This is a genomic window from Citrobacter sp. CK188, from assembly GCF_030333525.1.
Taxonomy (GTDB): domain Bacteria; phylum Pseudomonadota; class Gammaproteobacteria; order Enterobacterales; family Enterobacteriaceae; genus Citrobacter_B; species Citrobacter_B koseri.
Window position 1 is genome coordinate 270225 of record NZ_JAOWFU010000033.1, and the last position, 16840, is coordinate 287064.

At 55.5% G+C, this 16840-nt stretch carries 17 protein-coding genes; 11 read left to right on the forward strand and 6 right to left on the reverse strand.

What is annotated here, in order from left to right; translation table 11 throughout:
• Positions 1–24: 24 nt before the first annotated feature.
• Genes OGV67_RS12860 through xthA form a run of 5 tightly spaced genes read right to left on the reverse strand, consistent with a single transcriptional unit; the run spans position 25 to position 4833 of the window.
• On the reverse strand, positions 25–657 hold the full coding sequence (locus tag OGV67_RS12860; protein WP_115614849.1) for an ATP-binding cassette domain-containing protein: 633 nt from the start codon (positions 655–657) through the stop codon (positions 25–27).
• Positions 657–2192, reverse strand: a complete 1536-nt coding sequence (locus OGV67_RS12865; protein WP_286465641.1) for an ABC transporter permease family protein — start codon at positions 2190–2192, stop codon at positions 657–659. The genes OGV67_RS12860 and OGV67_RS12865 overlap by 1 nt, the downstream gene beginning before the upstream one ends.
• Positions 2165–3328: an ABC transporter substrate-binding protein gene (locus tag OGV67_RS12870; RefSeq protein WP_115614847.1), complete on the reverse strand. Its 1164-nt coding sequence runs from the start codon at positions 3326–3328 to the stop codon at positions 2165–2167. Before OGV67_RS12870 ends, OGV67_RS12865 begins: the two co-directional genes overlap by 28 nt.
• 14 nt (positions 3329–3342) lie before the next feature.
• On the reverse strand, positions 3343–4017 hold the full coding sequence (locus OGV67_RS12875; protein WP_012132644.1) for a TVP38/TMEM64 family protein: 675 nt from the start codon (positions 4015–4017) through the stop codon (positions 3343–3345).
• Between the two features lie 9 nt (positions 4018–4026).
• A complete protein-coding gene (gene xthA / locus OGV67_RS12880; protein WP_012132643.1) occupies positions 4027–4833 on the reverse strand; it encodes an exodeoxyribonuclease III in 807 nt (268 codons plus the stop codon).
• Between the two features lie 445 nt (positions 4834–5278).
• Between xthA and astC the strand changes: the two genes are divergently transcribed.
• The 7 genes from astC (at position 5279) to ves (ending at position 12867) form a co-directional block, all read left to right on the forward strand.
• The gene (astC, locus tag OGV67_RS12885) at positions 5279–6499 is read left to right on the forward strand and encodes a succinylornithine/acetylornithine transaminase (RefSeq protein WP_115614846.1); all 1221 of its coding nucleotides are present in this window, start codon (positions 5279–5281) and stop codon (positions 6497–6499) included.
• Entirely contained in the window at positions 6496–7530 is a 1035-nt protein-coding gene (astA, locus tag OGV67_RS12890; RefSeq protein WP_012132639.1) for an arginine N-succinyltransferase, read from the forward strand. Before astC ends, astA begins: the two co-directional genes overlap by 4 nt.
• Positions 7527–9005 carry a succinylglutamate-semialdehyde dehydrogenase gene (gene astD, locus OGV67_RS12895; protein ID WP_115614845.1) on the forward strand — a complete coding sequence of 493 codons (1479 nt, stop codon included), beginning with the start codon at positions 7527–7529 and terminating at the stop codon, positions 9003–9005. The genes astA and astD overlap by 4 nt, the downstream gene beginning before the upstream one ends.
• Complete coding sequence (astB, locus tag OGV67_RS12900) at positions 9002–10345, forward strand: N-succinylarginine dihydrolase (protein ID WP_012132637.1); 1344 nt, start codon at positions 9002–9004, stop codon at positions 10343–10345. The genes astD and astB overlap by 4 nt, the downstream gene beginning before the upstream one ends.
• On the forward strand, positions 10338–11306 hold the full coding sequence (gene astE, locus OGV67_RS12905; RefSeq protein ID WP_115614844.1) for a succinylglutamate desuccinylase: 969 nt from the start codon (positions 10338–10340) through the stop codon (positions 11304–11306). The genes astB and astE overlap by 8 nt, the downstream gene beginning before the upstream one ends.
• Before the next feature lie 324 nt (positions 11307–11630).
• Positions 11631–12119 carry an ATP-independent periplasmic protein-refolding chaperone Spy gene (gene spy, locus OGV67_RS12910; protein ID WP_047457387.1) on the forward strand — a complete coding sequence of 163 codons (489 nt, stop codon included), beginning with the start codon at positions 11631–11633 and terminating at the stop codon, positions 12117–12119.
• Positions 12120–12291: 172 nt separating this feature from the next.
• Positions 12292–12867, forward strand: coding sequence for an environmental stress-induced protein Ves (gene ves, locus OGV67_RS12915; RefSeq protein ID WP_012132633.1), 576 nt, complete (start codon positions 12292–12294; stop codon positions 12865–12867).
• A 98-nt stretch (positions 12868–12965) separates the two neighbouring features.
• Here the strand turns inward: ves and nadE are convergent, their stop codons facing one another.
• A complete protein-coding gene (nadE, locus tag OGV67_RS12920; RefSeq protein WP_049008582.1) occupies positions 12966–13796 on the reverse strand; it encodes an NAD(+) synthase in 831 nt (276 codons plus the stop codon).
• A gap of 228 nt (positions 13797–14024) precedes the next feature.
• On the opposite strand from nadE, the gene osmE reads away from it, so the two are divergent.
• The 4 genes from osmE to chbA all read left to right on the forward strand — a co-directional run bounded on the left by osmE (position 14025) and on the right by chbA (position 16833).
• Complete coding sequence (osmE, locus tag OGV67_RS12925; protein ID WP_012132630.1) at positions 14025–14366, forward strand: osmotically-inducible lipoprotein OsmE; 342 nt, start codon at positions 14025–14027, stop codon at positions 14364–14366.
• A gap of 300 nt (positions 14367–14666) precedes the next feature.
• A complete protein-coding gene (gene chbB, locus OGV67_RS12930) occupies positions 14667–14987 on the forward strand; it encodes a PTS N,N'-diacetylchitobiose transporter subunit IIB (protein WP_024130389.1) in 321 nt (106 codons plus the stop codon).
• An 86-nt stretch (positions 14988–15073) separates the two neighbouring features.
• Positions 15074–16432, forward strand: a complete 1359-nt coding sequence (gene chbC / locus OGV67_RS12935; protein ID WP_012132628.1) for a PTS N,N'-diacetylchitobiose transporter subunit IIC — start codon at positions 15074–15076, stop codon at positions 16430–16432.
• A 50-nt stretch (positions 16433–16482) separates the two neighbouring features.
• Entirely contained in the window at positions 16483–16833 is a 351-nt protein-coding gene (gene chbA, locus OGV67_RS12940) for a PTS N,N'-diacetylchitobiose transporter subunit IIA (RefSeq protein ID WP_012132627.1), read from the forward strand.
• Positions 16834–16840: the final 7 nt, after the last annotated feature.

Here is a 16840-nt window from a genome sequence, read left to right on the forward strand (position 1 = left end):
CGTTAACGCAGTTTGTCAGCATATTCACGCCCACGCCTCCATCTGGAGCACCGTGCCGCCGGGAGGAACATCCTGGATATCGTGCGTCACCTGTACCACCGGAATATTTTGTTGCCGTACTTCGGCAAAGACCCACCGGCGGAAGGTGTCGCGGCGCCCGGCGTCCAGTCGGCTGAACGGCTCATCCAGCAGTAATGCCTGCGGTTGCGCCAGCAGCGCGCGAAGCAGGGCCACCCTGGCGCGCTGGCCGCCGGACAATGACGCCGGATCGCGGCGGCTGAACCCGTCCAGCCCGGCGCGCTCAAGAGCATGCCGCACTTCCGTTTGTCTGGCCGCCCCTTTTATCGCGGCAGGCAGCGCCAGCAGTAAGTTCTGCCCGACGCTGAAATGGTCAAACAGCAGGGCATCCTGAAACAAAATACCGATTTGACGTTGCGCGGTGGGGAGCGTATCGATGCGTCGTTCGTTGAGCCAAAGCTCGCCGGAGGCCTGAAACTGAGACGGCAGTGCGCCGACCATCCACGAAAACAGCGAAGACTTTCCGCTACCGGAAGGTCCCATTAACGTGACAATGTCACCTTTTTTGACCTGAAAGGCGACCTGATTCAATAAGCGGTGATTGTCCTGGCGCAGCGTGAGATGTTGAACGATGAGCATTAGCGGAGTCCTTGACGATAGTGGCCAATGACGCGTGAACATAGCGCCGTCAGCGCGAAAACCAGCAGGGGTAACAGCAGTTGCCATAGCGCCTGCGACGCAAGAATTGTGGTACTGCCGCCGCTGCTGAGCGCCACGGCTTCTGTGGTGAGCGTAGGATAGCGTCCGGCGCCCAGCCAGAGTGTCGGCATGTATTGGGCGATGCTGACGGAAAAGCCGACCGCGAAGGCAAACAATGCGGGGCGCAGTAAAAGTGGGCACTTGATGCGCCAGAAGATACGAGCCCGCGTCCAGCCCAGCGTTTGCGCGATCAGCACCAGCCGTGGGTCAATGCGCTGCCAGGCGGGTTTGAGGACGAATAACATCCACGGGATAACCCACAGCAGGTGTCCCCAGATAATGGTAGCGTACTGGCCGTCTTGCCCGGCGAGCAGCGCCAGAGTGTATTGCCCGGCGACCAACGGCAGCGCAGGCAGCAGTATTGGCAGCCAGACCCAGCGGTGCCCGGTTTGCGGCCCCCATTCCAGCCATAAGAACAGCGTCATCAACCCCAGCACGGTGGACGCCAGCCCCATTTGCAGGCTGTTCACCAGCGCTTCGCGGTTCACCGACGCGGGTTCAGCCATACAAGCCAGCAGCGACACGCACAGCATGCCGCTTAACGGCAGCGTTAGCGCCAACGTTTTTCCGCTTCTGCCTGATAAGCGCTGGCGGCGAAAACCGTTGATGGCAGGAAGGGTGCGTTGCCATCCCCGCCAGATGAGATAGCCGAACAGGGCAAACAGCATAAGCAACGCCACGAGCAGTAAACTGGCGAGCGCGCCTTTGGCCTGTTGGTCGGCGTCGCCCTGGCTCAGCCATTGCCAGCTTAACACAGCCAGCGTAGGTGGATTGCCCGGCCCCAGAATCATCGCGACATCCACTGCCGATAATGACCAGGCGACAATCGCCAGCATTACCGCGCCTAATCCAGGCGCAACGGCGGGTAACAGCAGCCAGCTCAGGCATTGCAGACGGCTGTAGCCCAGGGTATCCAGCACGATGACCTGCTGCGAAAGTTGTTTTTCACTTAATAATGCCGACAGGACCCAGAGCAGAAAGGCGCTCTCTTTGACGGCCAGCGTGAGCCCAAGCCCGATGCCATAGCGATCCATCTGCGGCGTGAGCGAGGGGAAAAGGCGATAAAGCATCCCGCCTTCGGCAAAAAGCAGCAGGGCGCTGGCGGCAAAGGCCACATGGGGAATGGCCAGTAGCCAGGGGAGGCGGGCGCAAAGACGCGCCCATTTTGCGCCAGGCCACAACGCGACGACGATCGTCAGCGCAATAGTCAGCGCGCCGGTTGCCGCCAGGGTGACGGAGACCAGCGTTGCCCGCAGCGCCTGCGGAAGCTGCGGATCGCTAAACAGCGCCAGCCAGTGCGTAGCGGAGAGCGCGGGCGTGATAAGCGTGAATGCGGCAGGAACCAGCGGCAGCCAGATGACCGCCATCACGCCCCAGACCAGCAGGGTTACTGCGTACCGTAGCGGCGTAGCCATGCCTGTTCCAGCGCGTTCACCCATGCGGAATGCGGTTCCGCCAGCGTAGGCGGCAACCCGTCAGGAATGCGCGACCGTAACGCTTCCCGCTGCCCGGCGGGCAGCTTATGCGGGTCAAGCACGGAAGGATCGCCCCAGAACGCCGGATCGGCTTTGCGCAACTGCGCGTCGGGGGAAAGCAGGAAATTGGCAACCACCTTTGCGCCTGCGCTGGAGCGGGCGTTTGCCGGGATCGTGACAAAATGCACGTTGCCAATCATGCCTTGTGAAAAACCGAAACTGTAGCTGGTTTTGGGCAGTTCGCCGCTGGCGATCTTTTGCTGCGCATGAGCGGGATTAAACGTCAGAGACAGGCGCAGCGAACCGGCTTGCAGCAGCGCGTCCATCCGGGCGGGAGAGGGAGGGAAGTCTTTTCCCTTCCGCCACAGGCTGGGATGCAGCGCATCAAGATATGCCCATAGCGGCGCGGTGACGGAATCGAACGTCGCGTCATCCGGTGCGACCTTGAGCGCATCCGGTTGAGGGGTTAACGCCAGTAACAGCTGTTCCAGAAACGCCGTCCCGGTAAAATCCGGCGGCCGTGGGTAGGTGACAGTACCGGGATGGGCTTTCGCAAAAGCGAGTAGCGCCTGCGGGCTTTGCGGCGGCTGCGGCGTAATATCCCGGTTAGCAATGAAGGTTAACTGCGCGCCGCCCCAGGGTGACTCCGCCCCTTGCGTCGGCATGGAAAAATCCTCGCGTACCGGTTTGCGCGTATCGACATAGCGCCAGTTTGGCAGCGTTTCCGCCCAGTGAGTTTGCAGCAGTCCGGCTTCTTTCAGCGTGCGGAAGTTCTCGCCATTTACCCACAGCAGATCGACGGAACCATCGGTTTTACGCCCGGCGGCGGACTCTGTCTGAATGCGTTTCACGGCATCGGCGGCATCCGCAAGCCGGACAATCCTGAGGTTAATGGCGTAATGCGTTTTCATCTCGCCGCTGACCCAGTCGAGATACTGATTAACGGCATTGTCGCCGCCCCAGGCGTTAAACCAGACGGTCTGGCCTTTGGCTTCATCTTTCACCGCCTGCCAGTTTTCGACGGCTTGCACATGGCCCGTCAACAGCAGACCCGCCAGTAATAGAGTACGACGCATGATCGCTCCTGAAATTAGGATCGTAAAAAACGCTTAACCAGCCAACGGGAGGCCAGCGGTAACAGCCCCAGCAGGGCAAAGGCCGCCAGCATACCGGGGGAAATGATGTCGCGTATTGATGTCAACTGGCTGAGCTGGCGTCCGGCGTTGAGATAAATTACCGTTGCCGGAAACATGCCCGCCTGACTGATCCACCAGTATTGACGTACGCGGATTGACGTCAACCCGGCGAGTAAATTAACGAGAACAAAGGGGAACAGCGGCATTACGCGTAGCGCAAACAGATAAAAGGCGCCGTCGCGCGCCATACCATGATTTACGGTTTGCATCTGGCGTGCGAACCGGCGGGAGATCCACTCCCGCAGCAGGTAGCGGCTGGCCAGCATGGCGAGCGTAGCGCCGAGGGTTGACGCGAAGGAGACCAGCAGCGTTCCTTGCCAGAGTCCGAATAGCGCGCCGCCGAGCAGCGTCAGCAGCGCAGCGCCGGGAATCGATAAGGCCGCCACCAGCGTATAGACCAGAAAATAGAGACCGGCGCTCAGGAATGGCGACTGTTGCTGCCAGGCCGCCAGCATCGTGTGATAGCGTTTCAGGGTATCAAGGGAGAGAAAACCGGGAGGCAAAGCCCACACCACCCCGGCGATACAGATGATTAAAAAACCTGAGAGCAGTCGTTTTTTCGCGTTCACCTGCGTTTATCAGACCCGGAATTTTGCCCAGACGGGCGCATGGTCGGACGGTTTTTCCATGCTGCGGATTTCATAGTCAATGCCGGTTTCAACGCAGTGTTCGGCCAGCGGATTGCTCGCCAGCAGCAGGTCGATGCGCAGCCCCCGGTTGTCGTCGAAACCTTTTGAGCGGTAATCAAACCATGAAAATTTATCGACCGTTTCCGGGTGCGCGTGACGGAAGGTATCCACCAGCCCCCAGTTAATCAGGCGATCCATCCACTCGCGCTCTTCCGGCAGGAAAGAGCACTTACCGGTACGCAGCCAGCGTTTGCGGTTCTCTTCGCCAATGCCGATGTCCAGATCGGTTGGGCTGATATTCATATCCCCCATGATCAGCACCGGATTGTCGCGTTTCAGTTCGTTGTCCAGGTAGTTTTGCAGGTTCTGATAAAACTGCGCTTTTGCCGGAAATTTCAGCGGGTGGTCACGGCTTTCGCCCTGCGGGAAATAACCGTTAATGACGGTGATACTGCCCAGCGGCGACGGGATTTCCGCCATGATGATACGGCGCTGCGCCTCTTCGCCGTCGTCGGGAAAACCACGGCGCACAGAAACAGGCGTCTCTTTGGTCAGTAGCGCGACGCCGTAATGGCCTTTCTGTCCGTGATAGAAGACGTTATAGCCGAGCTTTGCTACCTCTTCGAGAGGGAACATATCGTCGTGAACTTTTGTCTCCTGCAAGCCGATCACGTCAGGCTGGTGCTTGTCGACAATGGCTGACAGTTGATGAGGACGGGCGCGCAGGCCGTTGATATTAAAAGAGACAAATTTCATAGTCGCTGCCACTTTGCAAGGTGAATAGTGCAAGGATGGTAGCAGAAATTAGACGGGCTGACTGCCACTTGTCGCGCGAATCAAACGATAACTGCCAATGGCCTTAACGATGGAGCAAAAACTGCACTGTTTCAGGGCGGAGTGCGTCATAACGATGCAATAATTTCCGATAAATTTCGTCTACGATCACAATTCCAGAATTATATTTGGCGACTGAATAATATTTCGATTTTTCCTCTTATTTGTTCTTTTCTTCGCAAATATATTCACTTTTTATGCAGCAATAGTGAATACCGGCGGGTTGTAACCCGTTGATTTTTCGTTTCCAAAACCGGTTTATGCATTTTTTCCTCTGGCTGGCACGAACAGTGCAATCTACATTTACAGCGCAAACACTCATTTTATTAACATATAAATAACTTTTTATTTACCGGAAGAGGTCGCTATGTCTCTGTCAATTACGCGTGAAAATTTTGATGAATGGATGATGCCGGTCTATGCCCCGGCACCTTTTATTCCTGTTCGTGGAGAAGGCTCACGCCTGTGGGATCAGCAGGGGAAAGAGTATATCGACTTCGCCGGGGGAATTGCGGTGAATGCGCTTGGCCATGCGCACCCGGCTTTACGCGAGGCGTTGAATGAGCAGGCGAGCAAATTCTGGCATACCGGAAATGGCTACACCAACGAGCCGGTGCTGCGACTGGCGAAGATGCTGATTGACGCCACCTTTGCTGAACGCGTCTTCTTCTGTAACTCCGGCGCGGAGGCCAACGAAGCGGCGCTGAAACTGGCGCGTAAGTATGCGCACGATCATTTTGGCACGCATAAAAGCGGGATTGTGGCATTCAAAAATGCCTTTCATGGCCGCACACTGTTTACCGTCAGCGCAGGCGGGCAGCCTGCGTATTCACAGGATTTCGCTCCGCTGCCGCCGGATATCCGCCATGCCGTGTATAACGATCTCAACGCGGCCAGCGAACTGATTGATGACTCGACATGCGCGGTGATCGTGGAACCCATGCAGGGCGAAGGGGGAGTGCTCCCGGCCACGAAAGCATTCTTACAGGGGCTGCGTGAATTGTGCGACCGACACAATGCCTTGCTGATTTTTGATGAAGTACAAACGGGGGTTGGGCGTACCGGCGAGCTGTATGCCTACATGCATTATGGCGTCACCCCCGATCTGCTTACCACTGCGAAAGCGCTGGGCGGCGGTTTCCCCATCGGGGCGCTGTTGGCCACTGAAAAATGCGCCAGCGTGATGACGGTAGGCACTCACGGAACCACCTACGGCGGCAACCCGCTGGCTTCTGCGGTGGCGGGAAAGCTGCTGGAAATCGTCAATACGCCGGAGATGCTGAACGGCGTTAAGCAACGCCATGACTGGTTTGTCGAACGCCTGAACGCCATAAATGAACGCTTCGGATTGTTCAGTGAAATTCGTGGACTGGGGCTGCTTATTGGCTGTGTTCTGGAGGCTGAGTTTGCCGGAAAAGCTAAACTTATTTCACAGGAAGCCGCAAAAGCCGGAGTGATGGTGCTGATTGCGGGCGCTAACGTGGTGCGTTTCGCACCTGCGTTAAACGTCAGCAAAGAGGAAGTGGCAACCGGGCTGGATCGCTTTGCGCTGGCCTGTGAACGCATCAAAGCAGGAGGTTCGTCATGATGGTGATCCGCCCCGTCGAACGACGTGATGTCAGTGCGTTGATGCAGCTTGCCAGTAAAACCGGCGGCGGCCTGACCTCTCTGCCAGCAGATGAAGCGACGCTGACGTCGCGTATTGAGCGTGCGCTAAAAACGTGGCGTGGCGAACTGCCGAAAAGCGAACAGGGTTACGTGTTTGTGCTGGAGGACAGCGATACAGGAAGCGTTGCGGGAATTTGTGCGATTGAGGTGGCCGTGGGGTTGAACGATCCCTGGTACAACTATCGCGTTGGCACGCTGGTGCATGCTTCTAAAGAGCTGAATGTCTATAACGCGCTGCCGACGCTGTTTCTCAGTAACGATCACACCGGGAGCAGCGAACTGTGCACGCTGTTCCTCGATCCCGACTGGCGTAAAGAGGGCAACGGCTATTTGCTCTCTAAATCACGCTTTATGTTTATGGCGGCGTTTCGCGACAAATTTAATGAAAAGGTTGTGGCGGAAATGCGCGGCGTGATCGACGAACACGGCTACTCGCCGTTCTGGGAAAGCCTGGGAGAACGCTTTTTTTCCATGGAATTCAGCCGGGCAGACTATTTATGCGGCACCGGGCAGAAGGCGTTTATTGCTGAACTGATGCCGAAGCACCCTATCTACACCCATTTCTTATCGGAAGAAGCGCAGGCGGTGATTGGCGAAGTACATCCGCAAACGGCGCCGGCCAGAACGGTACTGGAGAAAGAAGGTTTCCGCTACCGCAACTATATCGACATTTTCGACGGCGGCCCGACGCTGGAGTGCGACATTGATCGGGTTCGGGCAATCCGTAAAAGCCGCCTGCTGGACGTGGTGGAAGGCCAGCCCGCGCCGGGCGAGTTTCCGGCGTGTCTGGTCGCCAATGAAAATTATCATCACTTTCGCGCCATGCTGATTCGCACCGACCCGGATACGCAACGTCTGGTGCTGACTGCGGCGCAACTTGATGCGCTCAAATGCCACGCGGGAGATCGCGTTCGTCTGGTACGTCTTTGCGCTGAGGAGAAAACCGCATGACTTTATGGATAAATGGCGACTGGGTAACTGGTCAGGGGGAGCGCCGGGTCAAAACGAATCCGGTGAATGGCGAAGTGCTCTGGCAGGGCAGCGACGCGGATGCGACACAGGTCGCTGAGGCAGGGCGTGCGGCGCGTGCGGCGTTTCCGGCCTGGGCCAGGCTGCCTTTCGCCGCGCGGCAGGCCATCGTGGAAAAATTTGCCGCCTTGCTGGAGGTTCATAAAGCGGAGTTGACGGCAATTATTGCGCGAGAAACCGGGAAGCCTCGCTGGGAAGCGGCGACGGAAGTGGCGGCGATGATCAATAAAATCGCTATCTCGGTGAAGGCATACCATGCCCGGACGGGAGAACAACAAAGCGAATTGCCGGACGGGGCGGCGACATTGCGCCATCGACCGCATGGCGTGCTGGCGGTGTTTGGCCCATACAATTTTCCCGGCCATTTACCCAACGGCCATATCGTTCCGGCGCTGCTGGCCGGAAATACCCTGATTTTTAAACCGAGCGAGCTGACGCCGTGGACTGGCGAAGCGGTGATGAAACTGTGGCAACAGGCGGGGTTGCCGCCTGGCGTACTCAACCTGGTGCAAGGAGGGCGCGAAACGGGACAGGCGCTCAGCGCGCTGGACGCGCTTGACGGCCTGCTCTTTACCGGCAGCGCGAATACGGGATATCAGTTGCACCGTCAGTTATCCGGGCAACCGGAAAAAATCCTGGCGCTGGAAATGGGAGGGAATAACCCGCTCATCATTGAGAATCCAGAGGATATTGATGCGGCGGTACACCTCACGATTCAGTCGGCGTTTGTCACCGCCGGACAGCGCTGCACCTGCGCCCGCCGTTTGCTGGTGAAACGCGGGGAACAGGGCGACGCGTTTCTGGCGCGCCTGCTGGAGGTGAGTCAGCGTTTAACGCCGGGTGAGTGGGATGATGAACCGCAGCCGTTCATCGGCGGGCTGATTTCCGAACCGGCTGCGCGTCATGTGTATGAGGCCTGGCAGCGTCTTGAGGCGATGGGCGGACGAACGCTGCTGGCCCCACGTATGCTGAAAGCGGGAACGTCCTTGTTGACGCCGGGCATTATCGAAATGACCGGCGTGAAGCAGGTCCCGGATGACGAAGTGTTTGGCCCGTTACTGAGCGTCTGGCGCTATGAGCGCTTTGATGAAGCCATTCGTATGGCGAATAACACCCGCTTCGGTTTGTCGTGCGGGCTGGTGTCTCCCGATCGTAAGCAGTTCGACCAGCTACTGCTGGAGGCGCGTGCGGGTATTGTTAACTGGAACAAACCGCTGACCGGAGCGGCCAGCACGGCGCCGTTTGGTGGCGTTGGCGCGTCGGGGAACCATCGCCCCAGCGCCTGGTATGCAGCAGATTATTGCGCCTGGCCGATGGCGAGCCTGGAATCGCCGACGCTTGTACTGCCCGATTCGCTCAGTCCGGGGCTGGACTTCTCTCGCGAGGAACCGGTATGAAAGCGCATGAAGTGAATTTTGACGGTCTGGTGGGGTTAACCCACCACTATGCCGGGCTGTCCTTTGGTAATGAGGCGTCGATACAGCACCGCTTTCAGGTGTCGAATCCCCGCCTGGCGGCGAAGCAGGGCTTACTCAAGATGAAAGCGCTGGCGGATGCGGGGTTCCCTCAGGCGGTTATCCCTCCGCACGAGCGGCCGTTTATTCCCGTGCTTCGTCAGCTAGGTTTTAGCGGGCAGGACGAGCAGGTGCTGGAGAAGGTGGCGCGCCAGGCACCTCACTGGCTCTCCAGCGTCAGCTCCGCTTCGCCGATGTGGGTGGCGAATGCGGCGACGGTATGTCCTTCAGCGGACGCGCTTGACGGCAAAGTGCATCTGACGGTGGCGAACCTGAACAACAAATTTCACCGCGCGCTGGAGGCGCCGACCACGGCGTCTTTGTTGCGGGCCATCTTCCGTGATGCGCAGTTTTTCGCAGTGCATGACGCGCTGCCGCAGGTGGCGCTGCTGGGGGATGAAGGCGCTGCCAACCATAACCGGCTCGGCGGTGATTATGGCGCGCCGGGCATTCAGCTGTTTGTCTATGGGCGTGAAGAGGGCGTCGACACGCGTCCGGTGCGCTATCCGGCGCGGCAAACCCGCGAGGCCAGTGAAGCGGTGGCGCGTCTTAACCAGGTGAATCCGCATCAGGTTATCTTTGCCCGGCAGAATCCAGACGTTATCGATCTCGGCGTGTTCCACAATGATGTGATTGCGGTGTCGAACCGCCAGGTGCTGTTCTGCCATGAACAGGCGTTCGCAAAGCAGGGCGAGCTGATGCGCCAGCTCCGGTCGCGCGTGGCGGGATTTATGCCGCTTGAGGTGCCTGCCCGGGAGGTTTCTGTGCAGGATGCCGTCGCCACGTACCTGTTTAATAGTCAGCTTTTAAGCCGCGATGACGGCTCGATGGTGCTGGTTCTGCCGCAGGAGTGCCGGGAACATGCCGGTGTGTGGCGGTATCTGAACGCGTTGCTGGCGGCTGATAACCCCATCAGCGATCTGCGCGTGTTCGACCTGCGCGAAAGTATGGCGAACGGCGGCGGCCCGGCCTGTTTACGCTTGCGCGTGGTATTGACCGAGGATGAGCTGCGGGCGGTGAATCCGGCGGTGATGATGAACGATACCCTGTTCAGCACGCTCAATGACTGGGTGGATCGTTATTATCGCGACCGCCTCACCGCCGCCGATCTGGCCGATCCGCAATTGCTGCGTGAAGGGCGGGAGGCGCTTGATACGCTGACGCAACTGCTTAACCTGGGGTCGGTGTATCCCTTCCAGCAGGAGGGTGCAGGGAATGGATAACTTTCTGGCGCAGACGCTGGCAGGAATATCCCCCGATATTACGCAAGGGGAAACGGAGAGCTTTCACTGGCGCTGGCAGATGCCTGGTGTGCTTGAACTTACGCCTGCCGTTGAGGTTGACCGCGCTCTGGTGCTCTCTGCGGGCATCCACGGCAATGAAACGGCGCCTGTGGAAATGCTGGACGCACTCCTTTCGGCGCTGTTTGAAGGGAAAATCCCCCTGCGCTGGCGATTGCTGGTGATTTTGGGGAATCCTCCGGCGCTGGCCGAGGGGGTACGCTATTGCCATAGCGATATGAACCGTATGTTCGACGGGCGCTGGCAGATGTTCGAGGAGAGCGGGGAAACGCTGCGCGCTCGCGAGCTGGAACAGCTGCTGGAGGATTTTTATTCCCGCCGCAAAACGCGGATACGCTGGCATCTTGATCTGCATACTGCGATTCGCGGCTCCCGCCACGTTCGGTTTGGCGTCTTGCCGCAACGGTCGATCCCCTGGGATGAACACTTTTTGTCATGGCTGGGGGCGGCAGGGCTGGAGGCGCTGGTTTTTCATCAAACGCCGGGCGGCACCTTTACGCATTTTAGCTGTGAGCATTTTGGCGCGTTGTCCTGCACGCTGGAGCTGGGCAAAGCGCTGCCGTTTGGGCACAACGATCTGACGCAATTTACCCCCACCGCGCAGGCGCTGGCGACGTTGCTGGCGGGAGAAAAGCCGATGGAAGGGGGAATAAGGCCGGTTCGCTATCGCGTGGTGGCGCAAATTACACGCCGCAGCGACGCGTTTGTTCTCTATATGGATAACCAGACGCTGAATTTCACGCCGTTCAAAGAAGGAACGCTACTGGCGCAGGATGGCGATGAACGGGTGATCGTTACCCATGATGTTGAATATGTTCTCTTTCCTAACCCTAATGTGGCCTGTGGTTTACGCGCTGGCCTGATGCTGGAAAAACTCGCGTAATTATTTCTCCCCTCAGGCGAACGTCTGAGGGTCTTATTTTTGTGTGCTATCGCGATTTATTACGGATTAATCCTGGTAAACTGCTTTATTAATAGTCATCGGTCAGGTATAGTTCTTCATATTTCCTGCAAAATCACCCGCTTGCAATAAAATATTGCAACTCTCCTCGATTTATTCTTTTTTTCTTCATAATTGACGAAAAATTGTTTTTTACACTTTCATTGTTTTACCGTTGCTCTGACTAATTGACGATTAAGGCGGTAAAGTTTATCTCGTCAACACGGCGCTACGCCGAAAGAATAACTGAAAGGAAGGACATAGATTATGCGTAAATTAACTGCACTGTTTGTTGCCTCTACCCTGGCGCTGGGCGCTGCGAACCTGGCTCACGCGGCTGATACCACTACCGCTGCTCCGGCAGATGCGAAGCCGATGATGCACCACAAAGGCAAATTCGGTCCGCATCATGACATGATGTTCAAAGATTTGAACCTGACCGACGCGCAGAAACAGCAAATCCGCGACATTATGAAAGGTCAGCGTGACCAGATGAAACGTCCGCCGCTGGAAGAGCGCCGCGCAATGCACGATATCATCGCCAGCGACAGCTTCGATAAGGCGAAAGCCGAAGCGCAGATTGCGAAGATGGAAGAACAGCGTAAAGCCAATATGCTGGCGCACATGGAAACGCAGAATAAGATCTACAACATTCTGACGCCGGAACAGAAAAAACAGTTTAATGCCAATTTTGAGAAGCGTCTGACAGAACGTCCGGCGCCGGAAGGTAAAATGCCAACACCACCTGCTGAGTAATCCCTCAGCGTTACGCTAACGCATTCAAGACCGCCGGTCCTGTTCACAACATCTCTTCTCGATGTGGACAGGATCGGCGGTTTTTCTTTTCTTCTCGTTAAGGTAAATCTTCACTGCTGCCGATAACAACAATGTGCCATATTATGGCGCTGCGTCCTTCTCGGGAGTGATAATGGAATACTTTGATATCCGTAAAATGCCGGTAAACCTCTGGCGCAATGGTGCGGGCGAAACGCGCGAGATTTGTTGTTTTCCTCCGGCGACGCGGGATTTTCACTGGCGCGCCAGTATTGCGTCTATCGCCGGGAACGGGGAGTTTTCCCTTTTTCCTGGGGTTGAGCGCGTTATTACGTTACTGGAAGGCGGAGAGGTGATGCTGGAAGGCGTGAATGCGTTTACCCATACCCTCAAGCGACATCAGCCGTTCACGTTTGCAGGCGATAGCGTCGTGAAAGCCACGCTGTCGGAAGGGCAAATGTCGATGGATCTCAATATCATGACCCGACGCGATCGTTGTAAGGCGAAGGTCAGGGTTGCCGATCGCACGTTTACGACCTTCGGTTCGCGCGGTGGCGTTGTGTTTGTTATTAGCGGCGCCTGGCAACTGGGAGACAAGCTCCTGACCGCCGATCAGGGCGCCTGCTGGCATGACGGGAAACACACGTTACGGTTGTTGAAGCCAGAAGGACAGCTGTTGTTTAGCGAGATTACGTGGTTGCCGGGTTATACGCCGGACACCGTCCAGTAAGTGTAACAGGACGGCGCCCGATGGCGCTTCGCTTATCGGGCCTACGGGCGTTATACAGTGATGTAGGCCGGATAAGACGGTACGTCGCCATCCGGCGATTATGATCTCTTCCAGAAATCGTCAAACACCGTAATGGGTGTGCGACGCTTGTGTTCCGTTCGGATATACCAACCTTCGATGATTTTCGCGACGCTGGCATCCAGCGTTTTCCCTTCCAGATAATCATCAATGTTGTCATAGGTGACGCCAAGCGCCGCTTCGTCCGGCAGAGAAGGGCGATCGTCTTCGAGATCCGCCGTTGGCGCTTTCTTATATAAATGTTCCGGGCAACCCAACGCGGCGAGCAGCTGTTTTCCCTGGCGCTTGTTCAGACGGAAAAGCGGGTTAATATCGGTACCGCCATCGCCATATTTAGTGAAGAAGCCCGTCACCGCTTCGGCGGCATGATCGGTGCCGACCACCACACCGTTGGTCATTCCGGCGATACTGTACTGTGCCTTCATGCGTTCGCGGGCTTTTTCGTTGCCGCGAACAAAATCGCTTAATTCAATGCCTGCTTCACGCAACGCCTGCTCGCTGGCCAGAACGGCGCCTTTAATATTGACGGTCAGGACTCTGTCCGGCTGAATAAACGCGATCGCATCCTGACAATCCTGCTCGTCGGCCTGCACGCCGAATGGCAGACGCACGGCAATAAATTGCAGGGCGTCGTTCCCTGTCTCTTCACGCAGTTCAGTAATTGCGGTCTGGCACAATTTGCCCGTCAGCGTCGAATCCTGCCCTCCGCTGATACCCAGTACCAGGGATTTCAGGAAGGGATATGTTTTCAGGTACGCTTTCAGGAAATCTACGCTGCGGCGAATTTCCTCTTCTGCATTAATGTGCGGTTTTGCGCCAAGCGCCCGGATTATCTCTTGCTGTAGCGTCATTTAACCCCTCCGAAGATTTTCAGAATAAATATACTGCGTTAAAGCTAACGCTTTGCTCTCTAAACGACAAGACTCCACGGCCTGAGTGGCGCAATTTACGGCATTAAAACGACATCGTTTTGTTTAATTGGAATTTTCTGAAAGATTTGTTGCATCGATTGTGGGCTTGAAAAAAGCCCTGATGTATTCCAGGCTTATATAACACGCTGATAAACAAGAGGACGGAAAATGAACAAGAATATAGCAGGAATTCTGAGTGCAGCGGCGGTAATGACTATGCTGGCAGGGTGTACGGCGTACGATCGTACAAAAGACCAATTTGTCCAGCCTGTAGTAAAAGATGTGAAAAAAGGGATGAGCCGGTCGCAGGTTGAGCAGATTGCCGGTAAGCCTTCATCTGAAGTGAGCATGATTCACGCGCGCGGTACTTGCCAGACCTACATCCTGGGTCAACGTGATGGTAAAGCTGAAACCTATTTTGTCGCGCTGGATGACACTGGTCATGTGATTAACTCCGGCTACCAGAGCTGTGCAGAGTATGACACCGATCCGCAGGCTCCGAAGCAGTAACAACTGTATATTGCCTGAGCATATGTATGAACCGGCCTGTGTGCCGGTTTTTTTGTTCCTGGGATAATCTTATTTATTGTCGCGAAATATTTGCCTGAAATGTGAGAGGGGTCATAACAACAGGTCAATGAGAGACAATTTTGTTAGTCAAAGAAATACCATCCGCCAGTTCTATCCCGTATACTCATTTCAGCCACCTAAAAAAGTAAATTCGGTTACGCAAGTTGTCCAGTGCATGGATGCAGGTTAAGGCTTGCGGAATGGCTGGCTAACAGATAATCGCATATGAGGATCGTTTTTATGGAAAAGAAACACATTTATCTGTTTTGTTCTGCGGGCATGTCGACTTCTTTACTGGTATCGAAGATGCGCGCTCAGGCTGAGAAATATGAAGTGCCGGTTATTATTGAAGCATTTCCTGAGACGCTGGCAGGAGAAAAAGGTCTTTCAGCGGATGTCGTGTTATTAGGCCCACAAATTGCTTATATGTTACCCGAAATTCAGCGTTTGTTACCCAATAAACCTGTGGAAGTGATTGACTCGCTGCTGTATGGCAAAGTCGATGGTTTAGGCGTGCTTAAGGCTGCTGTCGCAGCAATTAAAAAAGCCGCCGCAAATTAATTTTTTGTTTTAATTTTTCCCGTCAAAGAGTTATTTCATAAACATTCACCGCAATATTTTATTGCGGTATTTAAGGGTATTTTTCTATGAGTAACGTCATTGCTTCACTTGAAAAGGTACTCCTTCCTTTTGCTGTTAAAATAGGAAAGCAGCCGCACGTTAATGCAATCAAAAACGGCTTTATTCGCTTAATGCCGTTAACCCTTGCGGGGGCCATGTTTGTATTAATCAACAACGTTTTCCTGAGCTTTGGGGAGGGGTCGTTTTTTTATTCTTTAGGCATTCGGCTTGATGCTTCTACCATTGAAACATTGAATGGCTTAAAAGGCATTGGCGGAAACGTCTATAACGGTACGCTCGGTATTATGTCGTTAATGGCGCCGTTCTTTATCGGAATGGCGCTGGCGGAAGAGCGTAAAGTTGATGCGCTGGCGGCGGGGCTGTTATCCGTGGCGGCCTTTATGACCGTTACGCCATATAGCGTAGGCGAAGCTTATGCGGTTGGCGCGAACTGGCTGGGCGGTGCGAATATTATCTCCGGTATTATTATCGGTCTGGTCGTGGCGGAAATGTTTACCTTTATTGTGCGCCGCAACTGGGTCATTAGATTACCGGACAGCGTCCCGGCGTCGGTTTCCCGTTCATTCTCGGCGTTAATTCCTGGCTTTATTATTCTCTCCATTATGGGGATCATTGCGTGGGCGCTGGCGAACTACGGTTCTAACTTCCACCAGATCATTATGGATACCATTTCTACGCCGCTGGCATCGCTGGGCAGCGTGGTCGGCTGGGCCTATGTGCTGTTTGTTCCGCTGCTGTGGTTCTTTGGTATTCACGGCTCGTTGGCATTGACCGCGCTGGACAGCGGTATTATGACCCCGTGGGCGCTGGAAAACATCGCCATCTATCAGCAGTTTGGTTCCGTGGATGCGGCGCTGGAAGCCGGGAAGACGTTCCACGTCTGGGCGAAACCGATGCTCGATTCCTATATTTTCCTCGGAGGGAGTGGCGCGACGCTGGGTCTGATTATCGCTATCTTCCTGGCCTCGCGTCGTGCGGATTACCGCCAGGTAGCAAAACTGGCGCTGCCGTCCGGTATCTTCCAGATTAACGAACCGATTCTGTTCGGCCTGCCGATTATTATGAACCCGGTGATGTTTATCCCGTTCATTCTGGTTCAGCCGATTCTGGCCGCCATTACGCTGATTGCGTATTACCTGGGGATTATCCCGCCGATTACCAACATCGCGCCGTGGACGATGCCAACCGGTCTGGGAGCGTTCTTTAACACCAACGGCAGCGTTGCCGCTCTGCTGGTCGCACTGTTCAACCTGGGCGTCGCGACGCTGATTTATCTGCCTTTCGTGGTTGTCGCCAACAAAGCGCAGAATGCAATTGAGCAAGAAGAAAGCGAAGAAGAAATCGCTAACGCACTGAAATTTTAAATTTAATCCGGCATGGTCTCCCCATGCCGGGCTGAACCAGAGGAAAACGTATGTTGGATCTCGAAAACGTAGCGGGTACGCCGTCAGAGGCTGAAGAACTCGAAGAAGTGGTGATGGGGCTTATCATCAACTCCGGTCAGGCGCGCAGCCTGGCTTATGCGGCGCTGAAACAGGCCAAGCAGGGTGATTTTGCTGCGGCAAAAACGATGATGGAGCAGTCGCGGATGGCGCTCAATGAAGCGCATCTCGTGCAGACGAAACTGATTGAAGGCGATCAGGGCGAAGGTAAAATGAAAGTCAGCCTGGTGCTGGTTCATGCTCAGGATCACCTGATGACGTCGATGTTAGCGCGGGAACTGGTTACAGAGTTAATCGAGCTTCACGAGAAGCTGGAACAGTGAGGAATAA

What these genes read in the sequence shown, in the direction of transcription:
- OGV67_RS12860 (WP_115614849.1), bottom strand. Translation starts at nt 657, where the DNA reads ATGCTCATCGTTCAACATCTCACGCTGCGCCAGGACAATCACCGCTTA.
- xthA (WP_012132643.1), bottom strand. Translation starts at nt 4,833, where the DNA reads ATGAAATTTGTCTCTTTTAATATCAACGGCCTGCGCGCCCGTCCTCAT.
- osmE (WP_012132630.1), top strand. Translation starts at nt 14,025, where the DNA reads ATGAACAAGAATATAGCAGGAATTCTGAGTGCAGCGGCGGTAATGACT.
- astA (WP_012132639.1), top strand. Translation starts at nt 6,496, where the DNA reads ATGATGGTGATCCGCCCCGTCGAACGACGTGATGTCAGTGCGTTGATG.
- chbB (WP_024130389.1), top strand. Translation starts at nt 14,667, where the DNA reads ATGGAAAAGAAACACATTTATCTGTTTTGTTCTGCGGGCATGTCGACT.
- chbC (WP_012132628.1), top strand. Translation starts at nt 15,074, where the DNA reads ATGAGTAACGTCATTGCTTCACTTGAAAAGGTACTCCTTCCTTTTGCT.
- OGV67_RS12865 (WP_286465641.1), bottom strand. Translation starts at nt 2,192, where the DNA reads ATGGCTACGCCGCTACGGTACGCAGTAACCCTGCTGGTCTGGGGCGTG.
- astC (WP_115614846.1), top strand. Translation starts at nt 5,279, where the DNA reads ATGTCTCTGTCAATTACGCGTGAAAATTTTGATGAATGGATGATGCCG.
- spy (WP_047457387.1), top strand. Translation starts at nt 11,631, where the DNA reads ATGCGTAAATTAACTGCACTGTTTGTTGCCTCTACCCTGGCGCTGGGC.
- chbA (WP_012132627.1), top strand. Translation starts at nt 16,483, where the DNA reads ATGTTGGATCTCGAAAACGTAGCGGGTACGCCGTCAGAGGCTGAAGAA.
- OGV67_RS12870 (WP_115614847.1), bottom strand. Translation starts at nt 3,328, where the DNA reads ATGCGTCGTACTCTATTACTGGCGGGTCTGCTGTTGACGGGCCATGTG.
- astD (WP_115614845.1), top strand. Translation starts at nt 7,527, where the DNA reads ATGACTTTATGGATAAATGGCGACTGGGTAACTGGTCAGGGGGAGCGC.
- astE (WP_115614844.1), top strand. Translation starts at nt 10,338, where the DNA reads ATGGATAACTTTCTGGCGCAGACGCTGGCAGGAATATCCCCCGATATT.
- nadE (WP_049008582.1), bottom strand. Translation starts at nt 13,796, where the DNA reads ATGACGCTACAGCAAGAGATAATCCGGGCGCTTGGCGCAAAACCGCAC.
- ves (WP_012132633.1), top strand. Translation starts at nt 12,292, where the DNA reads ATGGAATACTTTGATATCCGTAAAATGCCGGTAAACCTCTGGCGCAAT.
- astB (WP_012132637.1), top strand. Translation starts at nt 9,002, where the DNA reads ATGAAAGCGCATGAAGTGAATTTTGACGGTCTGGTGGGGTTAACCCAC.